We start from the raw sequence: 12740 nt of genomic DNA, 5'->3' as shown, positions 1-12740 counted from the left end.
ATTCAAGGTAGGAATGAAGCATGAAGTGGATGATAACGGGATTACTGAGCGTGTTAGTGTGCTTGCCTGCGATGGCGCAGCCATGGCATAAAAGCCCTGAATTGGAGGCGCTGATCACCAAGCTCAACGCGAAGTACGAGTCGGATGATTTGTCTGATTTTAGACGCAGACAAATGGAGGAAGTCGACAACCTTTCTTACTTCATTCGTTACCTTGATAAGCCGGGTACGCCGGAGCACGCGCAGCTCAAGGCGTTTTTGTGGGGGATGCAGTCGGCGCACATTGGCAGCATCAACCAACAAATTCAGACTAATGTGGTGCCGTGGTTTTGTCCGCCAGGAGGCAGCTTAAAAACGGTCAGCTACAACGCGAAAAATCCAACCGAGTTCATCGAGAGCATCATTTGGTTTGGGTTAGAGCGGGATTTGCAGTATAAGCCAGGTCGCTTTGATTCCTACAATGGTGCAGCATCTTTCATGTCCTCAACAGCCCTTATTGAATACGGTCTACAGACTAAATACCCTTGCTACGACCAAGTGCCACAGGCGCACCGTCTAGTTGGTTTTAACTACTAAGCAAACCTAGCCTTCAAGGGAAAAACAACAGCATGAAATATAACCCTAACGATCGCATGATTTTAGAAATGCTGGAAGGAAACGACTGGCGCTACATTCGCACAACTTACGCTCAAGCCTTGCGATTGTTAAAGCGAACGTCACATCGCGGCTACCTCTTGTATCGAGAGGCGCAGCCCTGAACACATCGGTTTTAGACTGAGCAATGATAAGCATGATAGAAAAAAGGTAAGCCTAGCTTGCCTTTTTTACGCCTGGAGAAAATGTCGTTAATATCGCGGTCTTGGTACGTCTTGCAGTCTAGGGCATGTCCAGTCACTGATATTCAACGGCATTGATTCATATACGAACCCACAACCATTACAACGCTTTGAGCTAGGAAAGAAGCGATCTATCTCAGAGATAGTGTGCATGGCCCATTCAGCTTTATACTTCAATTGACGAACTCGCCCCATGAAGCATCAGCAATATGCTTTGCTAGTTTTGGATTACGGATCCGAGTCGAAAGCTTTCTAGCACTACTTCATGAAGCCCAGAAAAAATACTAATTCAATAAAGCTCCGAAAATCGCACATGTATCACATATATTCATCATAAAATATACAAGCCCTACATGTGTAATTGATTGCATTTATGTTTTTATTCAGACTGTAGCCCTTAAAAGAAGGGAACTTACTGCTCAGAGGGATAAACTTATGAAATCAACAATAAAAAAACTGTCTACTACATCAGTCGCGCTCTTAATAACTGCATGCTCCAGTGTTGCAAATATAGATAGCGAACCTTACGGACAAGGCTATGGTTCTCAACTCAAAGGCCAAGAGCTATATGCAATGTTGTCTAAGGGTGAATCGGGTCATTATGAATTTACACGCTTTACGACTGCTCGACCTAACTCCAAGACAACTTCGGCGTGGGTAGACCTCAATCAGCTAAATCCGATATTTTCTACTTTAGGTTCAGATTGCTCTACTGAGACGATGTTCGGTGTCGAATCTCAAAACGATCAAGTCTGTTCTGATATAAAAACGCGAGAAAACCTATTTTATGATTCCTCAATTACTACGGGTGACGTTCTAGCAAATACTTTATTAAATACTTTTGCAACAGTGTATACGCTTGGTACAGCAGTTAAAGGTTACTACACAGTAGAATTTAACGAAGAGGCATACATTGACGCTCTCAAGGAAGCCAAGGCTAACTTCGACATACAACCTGTTCTTGTTGCCTTGAATAAGTTTGATGCAGAGCTAGTTCAACGAAAAAAAATACTTAACACTGAGATAGAATCTAAACGCGCACTTTTAGATAAGTCGATTAAGGTCAACTTTATTGATAAAAGTAAGCTATTTGGTGAGCTACCAAAGGATATTGTTAGTATCGGCATTAAATCAAGCGAATCTAGATTCGAATCGGTTAGAACGAAAGCTTTCAATAAGGTAGAAGACCTATATATCGAGCTAGATAAAATAGACGCTCAAATCAGATCTGACGTTAAATTTAAGACATACTGTAACATTAGCCTGTTTAGTGGTTGGAACTATTCTATTTCTGGTTGTGACTTTACAGCAGACCTAAACGACAAGTCGTTGGAACAAATTAGTCTAACGGTAATTTCGAAGAAAGAGTTTTATGTACCATATTTTCCAAGCATGACTGATAAGGTTGTGGTAGTGAAAGCGGAAAATGGTAGATTGAAGATTCACAATAAAACCGGAAAATATCTGAAAATCGATTCCGTCTCAATGTATGTAGATAATGATATTGAAACACGTACTAACTTAAATGTTGAAGTGCCTCCGCAAGCGATTAGTACTATTGTTGGTCTGAATCGATTCCCAGATTCAGAACGTCGCCGCACACTTCACAATGTAGATCAAACTTTGTTGAAACATCCTATCGAGCTTGGAACCGCGGTGAAATACCGAATTGCTGATACCAACGTTGAAAAGACTCTCTACAAGGTCGATGCAGTGACCCCGTACCGATACTACTAACACATCAGTTTCATGAGTCGCCCCTTTGGCGGCTCAGTTCTTTTATAACGATTTTAATTGCACCAAGCCTAGCAGGCATACGCAAATACACATTTTAAAATTTAGTTAGGTATTTTAGTGCGCTTCCCTTTCGTTTTCTTTGCCGAGTGTCCCGACAGCGCGGCAATTAACGCTTCAACCTCAATGCCTTCTTGTGCGATTTGTTTGGCAAGTTGAGCCACCTTTTCTTCTTTCTCTGCGCGCGCTTGTTCGGCTGCTTCTTCAATTTCAACACGCTCAAGACACACGGTCGTGAGTTTATCGAGTACTTCTTCCAGTTGCTCTAACGTTAATTCGCGTGAGTACGTACGAAGCGCGCGAATGTTCAACAATGTTTTTATCATTTCAGTCATAGGTTACCCATGATGTTTAAGGAGTCGTTCGGTGTAAAAGCAGATGAATCACTTCCTGCTCATCCACATGGTCGATTTCCACACGATAGACGCCTTTGGCTTGCATCGCTTCAATCAGCGTTTTAAGTCGGGTGGTTTTCACGGTCATGGCCAAGGGTTTGATTTTTCGGTTGGCCTCATCAAATCCTTCTTCAATTTCAGATTGCGTCAATAACGAATGGGTCACCAGCTCATCCAGAGCTTGGTAGTGTTTGAGGTTGTGACTCATGTTCGTATCCGTGTGTGAAATATTGCGCGCATTATAGACCTAAGTCTCCTTAAAAATCATGGCCCTGCGGACTTTGAGCGCGGCTTTCGCCCGCCTACCTTCATTTTATCTTTATGTTCACTCTGAATAAGGAGCGCAGATGCGTACCCGTAAAAAAAGTAACCACTTTACTCGTGGTGGCCAAGTCACCTTTCACTCCATACGAATGTTCTTTCAAGTCAATAACGCGCTCATCAAGTTCATCGGTATAGGGATGCTCATCTCAACGTTGGGGCTGACATTTTGGCAAGCGCCACCCAATGCGCTGTGGGGCGAGTTCTACTACTGGCGCAATATCATTTACGCCAAATTAGGAAAACCCCTCGACAGCATGGTGACCACCGTTTGGGAGGGGGAGCGCTATCAGTCTGCGCTCGCGACTCAACTTGAGAACTCTGTGCTGCTCGATATCCACGATCAACTGTGGCACAACGTTCAAGTTTACTATTTGCTCTCTATGGCCATCGGCTTTTTCATTTTCTATCTCTTGCAACGCTTTTTCAAAGCGCAAGGGGAGAAACAGAGTGAAGACTTCCATGTGCGTGGTTTTCGTTTGGTGGCTCCTGACGTCCTGACCAAGACACAAATCAAGCGCGCCAAAGTGAACCGTAAACGCGGTTATGGCGACGGCTCCATTTCACCGTTCAAGATTGATGGTCATGCTCTGCTTAAGCAGTCATTTGAGGTCCAACACTTGCTCATTGATGGCACCACGGGCGCGGGTAAATCGGTCATGATCCGAAAGTTGGTGCGCTGGATACGCGAGCGAGGCGATAAAGCCATCATTTACGATAAAGGTTGTGTGTTCACCAGTAAGTTCTATCGCCCCGAAACGGATGTCATCTTAAACCCGTTTGATGCCCGATGCGCCAACTGGGACGTCTGGTGCGATGCCAAAGACGCGCCCGATTTTGAAAATATGGCGGCGGCCCTCATCCCGCAACACGGCGATGGCGATCCGTTCTGGGTTGAGTCGGCCCGCACCATTTTCTCATCGACGGCGTACCGTATGGGCCAAGACAGTAAACCGGCGACCACCGCCCGCTTACTCAGCCTGATCCTCACGAGTGAGCTCGAAGCGCTCGGTAACTTTCTAGAAGGCACCGAAGCGGCGTCTCTCGCCTCAAAAGACATCAAAAAAACGGCAATTTCCATAAAATCCGTACTGGCGACCTACATGAAAAGCTTGCGCTTCTTGGATGGGTTGGACGACAGCAAACGCAGTGACGCTCTGCAAAAGAAATTCTCCATCACTGATTGGGTACAAGACGATGAGCAAAGTGGGTTTTTGTTCCTATCGAGCAACGCGCAGCAACATGCGTCACTGAGACCACTGATCTCGATGTGGCTCGCAATAGCATCCAATGCCATTTTAGGGTTGGAGCCCGATGAAGATCGACGTATTTGGGTGTTAATGGACGAAATGCCGAGCTTACATAAACTGCCAGAGCTGGGCTCCATCATTGCCGAAGTGAGAAAGTTTGGGGGCTGCTACCTCATTGGTATTCAATCTTACGCCCAGTTGGTGAAAACCTACGGTAAGAACGCCGCCGATGAGATGTTTGATTTATTAAACACGCGCTTTTTCTTTCGAGCGCCCTCAGCCCAAATGGCGCAAATCTCCTCCAAGGATTTAGGGGAGCAAGAGGTCGACATTTCCAAGGAAAACGTGTCGTATGGCGCGAATACCTTGCGTGATGGCGTATCTCTAGGGCATCAGACGGTGACCAGACCGGTGGTTTCTCCAAGTGAAATACAAGCTCTGGACGATTTACAATGTTACTTGCGCACGCCAGGTGTCGATCTCATTACGAAATTGGACTTAGAGTTCGATGTCATGAAAGACATCTGCCCTTCGTTCCATAAAAGGGAAGTGACATTGTCACAAGGCATGCAAGAAGCCTATTCGCAAGCCGTCTACTACGAAACGGTCGCGCCGGGCCTTCACCTTTCAAAAGAAGATCAGCAACCTCTTCTCAACCGTCAACACGGTCAGTTTGAAAGCAAAGAAGAAATGGTGACAGAAACAAGACAAATGAAAGAAGCCATGCAAAGCGATACGGTGCAACAAATGGTGACGTCAGAGCCCGAAACGAATCACGCGTACCAGGAGCAGGCGCAACGTATCATTGAAGAGCAAGCCATCTCACCTCCCGTTGAGATGGAGCCTGGAGGCATGGTGGAATAACGTCAACGTAGACACTCCATCACATTCAAGCTTCTCCCCCTAACCGAGTCCTTATCTCACACCAACGATGTGTCATCACTAGGATGGCACATTCTAAATTAAGGTGATATTAAATGACCTCTCACCTATCTCAGCTCATTTTTGAGGCCCTCGTAGTCTCGCTCTTATTTTCCGCACTGTGCTTAATGCAGATCACCGAACTCCCATTTCAATGGACGCACTTTTTCATCGCAGCCATAGGGTCATTATCCCTTTATGGATTTAAGCGCATCGCGGCTGTATGTTTAAAAAGCCGTCCCAACTCCCCCTCACTACCTTGCGCTGACTTCGGTGGGGGTAATATTACTACTGTGCAACACGATGGAGCATTCACTATTCGGGGTACTCCACTTTATTGGATTGCTCTTCTTGTATTGCGGTTTACTGCTCTCCAAAAGCGCGTTGTTTCCGTCTCATTAACAACAAACAATTTAGTTATAGTGCACTAGAAGTACATTAACGACTCATTGAAACCTTGCTATCCAAGGTATTTAAAACCCCATTTACCCCAATGACCGCTCAGCATTGCTGCCAGCGGTCGTTGGCATTGCACAAGGAAAATGCCATGCTTTCGATTAGCCCCCTCAAATCCGCCTCTGGCGCGGCCAAATACTACCTTGGTGAAGAAAACCCGAAAGACCTCCCCGACATCACCCTTGAGAAAGGAGACGGTGATAATTATTACCTAAAAGAAGCCGACCAACCTGAAACCACTTTTTGGCACGGGAAATTGGCAGAAGACGTCAATTTAACGGGAAAGCCAGTCGAGAAAGAGACCTTAGAGTCTGTCCTTTCTGGCCATCTTGGCCAAGAAACCATTAAAGGCAAGCGAGCCAATCATAAATCAGGCTTCGACCTGACGTTCTCAGCCCCGAAGTCCATCAGTATCTTAGCTTTAGCGGGGGGTGAGACACGGTTAATCGACGCTCACAACAGTGCGGTTAAGTTTGCGCTCGCAGAGCTAGAGAAAGACGTCGCACAAGTCAAAGTAACGCATGAAAAAGGCGTCCAGGAGTACGAAGACACCGACGCCATGATGTTTGCAGTGATCCGCCATAAAACCAGTCGTGAGAATGACATGCAGCTCCACTCTCACGCCCTCGCCGCCAATATGACGCGGGATCAAGCAGGAGAATTACGCGCGTTATCAACGTGCCTCAAGCAAAAAGGAGGGGTGATTAACGGAGCGGGTGAACGCATCTATTATTTTCAAAAATATTACACCTCACTGTACCAAAGCCACCTTGCCAAAAGCGCTGAAAACCTTGGCTTTTGTATGCGGGGGGTCGGAAATGGCCAGTTTGAAGTGACTGGCGTACCAGAATCTCTTATTGATGCTTTTTCCACAAGAAAAAAACAAATAGACCAACAAGCGTTGGGTTTCGGTAATACCCAAACCGCCAGAGATACGGCCGCCCTCGATACACGCAAAGCTAAAACCTATCACAGCCATGAAACACTCAATCACCAATGGCAAGCCAAGATCCAAGAGCACGGGCATGAGCCAACTCAACTCGTAGTCCAAGCACAGCATACTTCCACTGAACGCGTCGCCCCCTCACCACAAGAAGCTAAGGCTGCCATCCATCGCGCCGTTGAACATTTGGGACAATATAAAACCACCTTGCACATTGAAAAAATCATCGAAATCGCGGCTGCTGATTTCACTTTCGGTAAAACGCAATTAAATGCTCTAGATTTAAAGCAAGCCACCGATGAACTCATCAAAAGCGGTCAGTTGATTGCGCTTCAGGAAAAAGGACAATATACATCCAAAGCTCTCCTCGATAACGAACGCGCGCTCATGGACGTGACTCAAGGCCGAGCGCACCACATGAGAACCCACGTTAATCCAGGCGTTCTTAATCAGCTCAACGCCTCTCACAAGCAGCAACAAATTCTCACGGAGGTGTACCAGTCAACCAAACAGTTCCACATCGTGAACGTTCATGGCGACTCAAAACCGATGACTCAGCAGCTACTGAATGTCGGTCACCACAGCCACAAACGGGTTCACTTGGTTTCACCCAATGCCAGGGAGAAACAAGACAGCATGGACAGCATTCAACGACAAAGCCACACTTTGAGCGCCTGGGCAAGCCAGCTGTTCAGCTCAGAGCATCGTCATACCACACACAGTTTGTTGAACGGTGACTTACCTCTGACCAACAAAGACGTCTTACTCATCGATGAAGCCAATACACTGAGTGCCAATGAATTGCTGGGGCTGACTGAAAAGGCCAAGCAATCGAACAGCAAAGTGGTGATGCTCAATCGCGTCACGAACCGTCAAGGCTTTAAAGCCCACAATGCCATCGAGCTCTACCGTAAGGGCCATGTTGAGAGCCACACTTGGGTCAATGGGAAAAGCCAAGACAGCCAAGTGACGCTTCATCAGAGTGACACACAACGACTCGCCCGTGTCTATGCCGACCTGCCCGATAAAGACCAAACCCAAGTGTTGGCCACCTCTGGCGTTGAACAACGGCGACTGACCGAAGCGATAAGAACACAATTAAAAAACACCCACGCCCTGTCTCGCATCGAGAGCACCCTATTTACTCAAGTTCCTCACTTCCTCTCTAAAACGCAACAGCCCCTCGTTCAACACTACAAACCCGGCATGATACTCACTCAGTGGGAAAGCAAGCAGCCCCATCGCTTTGTCATCGCCAGCATCGATAAAGAGAGCAATACCATGACCGCATTTCGCCAGCAAGATGGCCAGAGCGTTCGCTTTGACCCATCCAGCTCTGACTTTAAAAACAGACGCATGCAGCTCACCAAACCTGACAGCCTGAATGTGGCTGTCGGTGAACGCATTAAGGCCGTCAGCCACCATAAAGCCGCCGGTTTAATCGCGCATCAAAGCTATCGCATCACAGCGCTCGATAAAGACACCATCACACTAGAGAATCAAGGCCAAACCAAGAGCCTGCCGCTTAACGCACTCAAAGATACGCCCCTGAACTATGACTACGTCCATACGGCCAGTCATATCCAATCAAAATCGCATACTCTGCTATCAGCCAAGGCGTTTACTTTGTCTAAACCACTGCTCACAGAGCTGACAGAAAAAAGCGCGCGCATCGATGTCTTTACCGACAATATGGACAAAGCGCATCATGCCCTCGGTAAAACGCAAGCCACCCCGTCAGCCATCGAACGCATCATGGCACCGACCCCAGTCAACGACCGCTACCTCAGTGATCGTACGTCGAATGAGCTAAAACAAGACGTCAACGCGGCCCTGTCCGCCCTCTCTCGCGAGCAAAACGCCCCTATCATAGAAAAAGCCGTGAGCTTTGCACTGAACCACCTCTCAGATCGAGAAGCCGCCTTTAGTCAAAAATCGCTCGTCATTGAAGCGGTTCGTTATGCGTTTGAAGAAGCCGGCACCTCGATCACCAAGTCGCACATTGAGACGGAGCTGGCCAAGCGCAGCGACACGTTATCCGCGCAGTACAGTGACGGCACGCGATGGACCACACAGGCCGCGCTAGACACCGAAAAGCATATCTTACGGAACATTGATCAAGGGAAAAATCAGCACCCGTCGTTTGCCTCAGCAAAACAGGTGGCGCAGTATCTGGCCGACAGACCCAGACTCACAGAGGGTCAAAAAGGCAGCGTCACGCTCATTTCAACCACCAAAGACAGTGTTGTAGCCATTCAGGGGTTAGCCGGCACGGGTAAATCCACCATGCTTGAATCCAATATTGAACTCATTCAATCGGTGAAAGCCGTTAACCAGGAGAAAGCGCAAACCGTCATTGGCCTAGCCCCTACCCACGCGGCCGTCTCAGAGCTCGAAAGTAAGGGCGTCAATGCTCAGACCTTAGAAAGTTTATTAACCGAACTGCGCCAAGGAAACCGTCAACCGAGCGATTACCAGGACAGCCTCTTCTTTTTGGATGAAAGCTCGATGGTCAGCAACAAACAAGCCAAAGAATTTACCGATCTCATTTTAGCCAGCGGCTCCAAAGCCGTTCTTTTAGGGGACAAAGAGCAGTTGTTGTCACTCAGTGCCGGTAAGCCGTTTGAGCTGGCGATGAGTCAAGGCCGCATCGATAGCGCGGATATGACCGACATCGTCCGTCAGCAAAACGACACGCTACTTAATGCAGCGCAAAACACCATTGATAAGCAACCAGACAGTGCGCTCGATAAACTCCAAAAACAGGCCCCCGACACGCAAGGGAAAACCCAGAATGTTATCTCAACGCTCAATGAGCACACCCAAAATAAACGCCAGGCGCAATTGGAGGCCACCGCTAAACTTCCTTATGTTGTGGCCAAAGATTACTTAGAGCGCACACCAGAGACGCGAGAGCATACTCTCATCATCGCCTACACCAACGCCGAGCGTGATGACATTACCGAGCACATTCGCAGTGGCCTCATCAAAAACGGGGAGCTAGGTAAAGAGAGCATCGTGGCGACACGCCTTCGCTCCGTGGGCGCAACAGGCGAGGAGCTCTCCACCATGATGCCTTATCAAAAAGGCTTAATATTAAGTACTAAGCCTGGGGAATACGCGACCATTACCGGCGTCGACTCTGAGCATGGCATCGTGACACTTCAAAGAGAGAGAACGGGTAAAACGGCGACTTTTTTGCCTCGAAACCGTGACCACACGTTCACCACCCTGTTTTCGGTGTCTGAAAAGCCACTCTCAACCGGTGATAAGATCGTGACGCGCTTTACCGATAAAGCGCGTGACATCAAAGCGAACGTTGAATACCGCATTACTCACGCGACCCCCGAGGCCATCTTGGCGCAATCATCGACGGGACAATCACTGACCATCAACCCCTCTACCCTGCAAGATGGGCATTGGGATTACGCCTATAGCCGCACGGCGGATATGGCTCAAGGGGCAACCTACCCACACGTCATCACCGCGATTAAGAGCAAAGGCGCATTGACCAATCTTCGACGCGCCGGTATCGATGTCACCCGTGCCAGTCAGCACATACGTCTCTATACCGATAACACCGAGCACCTGGTCAAAACCTGGCTATCCAAAGAAAGCCACAAATCGAGCGCGTTGGAAACCATCGAGCAGACGCCGCCCACCAACACCGTGTATTTTAACCGCAATGCGCTGCCCCATGAGGACACGCGTTTTCAAAATGCCAGTGGTGATTTTGATTATCAAAAATTCAAAACACACATTAATGAGACGCTCCCTAAATATACAGAGAGCCTCGCAGAAGCATTATTAGGCGCGCCAAACAGGAGTAAATCCGATCGAGATTATTTGACGTTTGGGATTGGGCAATCCGCGATTAAAGTGAGTTTAACCGGCTCCCACCGTGGTTATTTCAAAGACTACACCACAGGTGAAAAAGGCTCACTTGTTAACCTCATGATGAGTCACAAAGACATCGGCTATAAGGAGGCGATGAATATGGCGAACAGTATGATCAATGCTCCAGGTAAACATCAACTGTCTGAAAACCCGAATCACGATAAATTACTGAACACCACACCAAGAAAAATTGCGCAATTTGAAGAGAGGGCCAAGGCGTATATCAAGCAGAGTCAACCGATTAACGATTCATTAGTACAAACGTACCTGAATAAGTTGGGTGTCAATAATATTGAGAATGAGCATGTAAAATACCACCCCTCCGTGTACTCTTCTGAAGATAAAGCCCTCCACCCCGCGATGCTCACGAACATTCACGATAAACATGGAGAAACGAGAGCTGTTGAAATTACCTATTTAGATTCAAGCGGAAATAAAGACAACACCCTCGACATTAACCCGAGAATATTGGGAACGAAATCGAAGCAATTTACGCAGTTTCACCAGGGTGAGCATTTAAACGCGACAATCATCAGCACGTCTATTGAGCAATCTTTTTTAATTCGGGAAGAAACCCAAGGGAATATCGACATTATTCACGTCAATCATAAAAATGACATCCAAAATCTATCCACTGACGAATTAAGACAAAATGTGATGATTGTCTTGAGTCAAGGTAATCAAGATTTGAACCCCAACAACATTGAAAAAATTATGGAGAACTTTAGTGGGAGAGACATTACCTTTATAGCAGAAGACGATTTGCATCGCGATATTCAATCGTGTCTACATAAACTCGATAACGTATCTAGCATCAAAGAAGAAGAGGTGACCGATATTCTCAAAGACGAACACTCGCAGCGATTAGAAATCGATGAATTAAAGGAAAGAAAAGCGCAAGACAGTCAAGCATTGGACTATTTCGACAATAGTAACCTAAGCCAACAAAAAGAATCCATCTCGTTCGAAAAGGATAGAGACAACTCTCATGAAGACCGAGAAATAGAAAAAGAACTGGAGCGATAATCAGTAATAAAAAGGGTAGCCCATGGCTACCCTTTTTTTTCGCCTGACAGAAACTCATCCACGGCTTTATCAACCAGCGCGCTATTGGCTCTTCTTTGCTCGATGGAATCGGCTTTATTTTTATAATATCGCTCACCATCAAAGCTATGCGCAAAATTTAAATTCCCCGTCCCTTGCACCTGTCGAATGCGACGGTACATCTCTTCCATCAGCTCACGATTGGATGGTCTATCATCATCACTCTCGTTCAGCTTGATGCGCAATGCTAAAGCCAAAAGTTGTCGAGTGGCTTCGGCGTCGCTTAGTCCTTCTCGATCCCTATACTTGATAAAGTCCAGCTCCAACTGATCCCTAATTGTGCTTTGTAACGAGTAACCTTTCTTCAAAATTAACCCCTTTCTCCTTCATTGAAAATCAATGATACTTCATTGAGATACTATTGAGAAGCTTTATCAAAAAACCTATCAAAGCCAATAAAACAAAGGAACCAATGGACATTCAATTAAATTCCATTTAAAAGTCATTGAAACACTTCCCAGCCCTTTACAAATATAGGCTCAATGAATATTCATTGGATGTACATATTTTTTCATTGGAAAATTAACGGCTAATTAGTTGAAATTTTAAAAATTTTTCAAAGCGACTTTTACGCCATAGTCACACCTATAAGTTGTTGTTTTAATGGATTTTATATTTTTACAGACAACTATTTAAATCGAATTTCGATTTAGCGTAGGGTGTGGTGACTTTCAAAAGCCTCCGACTTCTCGGACGCTTTCTATCGAGCAAAAGAATCTAATCAGTGGGATCTGGAGAAAAGCGAAAGGCAAAAGCCGACCAGGTGGCGATTGAATCGGTAGAGATAGTGAGATGAAAAAGGATGCAATGGACAAAGTGGACAA

6 protein-coding genes and 2 pseudogenes are annotated in these 12740 nt (G+C 46.5%); 4 read left to right on the top strand and 4 right to left on the bottom strand.

Going from position 1 to position 12740, the window contains the following annotated elements; translation table 11 throughout:
• Positions 1-20: 20 nt before the first annotated feature.
• A complete protein-coding gene (locus ACMAZD_RS26310; protein ID WP_435250682.1) occupies positions 21-575 on the top strand; it encodes a hypothetical protein in 555 nt (184 codons plus the stop codon).
• Between the two features lie 269 nt (positions 576-844).
• On the opposite strand, the gene ACMAZD_RS26305 is transcribed toward ACMAZD_RS26310, so the two are convergent.
• Positions 845-988 carry a hypothetical protein gene (locus ACMAZD_RS26305; RefSeq protein ID WP_435250683.1) on the bottom strand — a complete coding sequence of 48 codons (144 nt, stop codon included), beginning with the start codon at positions 986-988 and terminating at the stop codon, positions 845-847.
• Between the two features lie 282 nt (positions 989-1270).
• Between ACMAZD_RS26305 and ACMAZD_RS26300 the strand changes: the two genes are divergently transcribed.
• Positions 1271-2572, top strand: coding sequence for a hypothetical protein (locus ACMAZD_RS26300; RefSeq protein ID WP_435250681.1), 1302 nt, complete (start codon positions 1271-1273; stop codon positions 2570-2572).
• A gap of 107 nt (positions 2573-2679) precedes the next feature.
• On the opposite strand, the pseudogene ACMAZD_RS26295 reads toward ACMAZD_RS26300, so the two are convergent.
• Positions 2680-2964: pseudogene (locus ACMAZD_RS26295) on the bottom strand (H-NS family histone-like protein); the annotation flags it as partial.
• A 16-nt stretch (positions 2965-2980) separates the two neighbouring features.
• Positions 2981-3160, bottom strand: a pseudogene (locus ACMAZD_RS26290) (DUF2913 family protein); the annotation flags it as partial.
• Positions 3161-3371: 211 nt separating this feature from the next.
• Between ACMAZD_RS26290 and traD the strand changes: the two are divergent.
• Positions 3372-5459 (top strand): type IV conjugative transfer system coupling protein TraD, encoded by a 2088-nt coding sequence (gene traD / locus ACMAZD_RS26285; RefSeq protein ID WP_435250680.1) that lies wholly within the window; start codon positions 3372-3374, stop codon positions 5457-5459.
• A gap of 604 nt (positions 5460-6063) precedes the next feature.
• A complete protein-coding gene (gene traI / locus ACMAZD_RS26280) occupies positions 6064-11838 on the top strand; it encodes a conjugative transfer relaxase/helicase TraI (RefSeq protein ID WP_435250679.1) in 5775 nt (1924 codons plus the stop codon).
• Positions 11839-11864: 26 nt separating this feature from the next.
• Here traI and ACMAZD_RS26275 read toward each other — a convergent pair whose 3' ends face one another.
• A complete protein-coding gene (locus ACMAZD_RS26275; protein ID WP_435250678.1) occupies positions 11865-12224 on the bottom strand; it encodes a hypothetical protein in 360 nt (119 codons plus the stop codon).
• Between the last annotated feature and the right edge of the window lie 516 nt (positions 12225-12740).

This window comes from Vibrio sp. nBUS_14 (assembly GCF_051201655.1).
Lineage (GTDB): Bacteria > Pseudomonadota > Gammaproteobacteria > Enterobacterales > Vibrionaceae > Vibrio.
Note: the sequence above shows the minus strand (reverse complement) of the source record. Positions and strands in the feature narration are given on the sequence as shown.

Excerpts from the sequence above, each read along its gene's own strand:
- ACMAZD_RS26300 (WP_435250681.1), top strand. The coding sequence starts at position 1,271 with ATGAAATCAACAATAAAAAAACTGTCTACTACATCAGTCGCGCTCTTA.
- ACMAZD_RS26305 (WP_435250683.1), bottom strand. The coding sequence starts at position 988 with ATGCACACTATCTCTGAGATAGATCGCTTCTTTCCTAGCTCAAAGCGT.
- traI (WP_435250679.1), top strand. The coding sequence starts at position 6,064 with ATGCTTTCGATTAGCCCCCTCAAATCCGCCTCTGGCGCGGCCAAATAC.
- traD (WP_435250680.1), top strand. The coding sequence starts at position 3,372 with ATGCGTACCCGTAAAAAAAGTAACCACTTTACTCGTGGTGGCCAAGTC.
- ACMAZD_RS26310 (WP_435250682.1), top strand. The coding sequence starts at position 21 with ATGAAGTGGATGATAACGGGATTACTGAGCGTGTTAGTGTGCTTGCCT.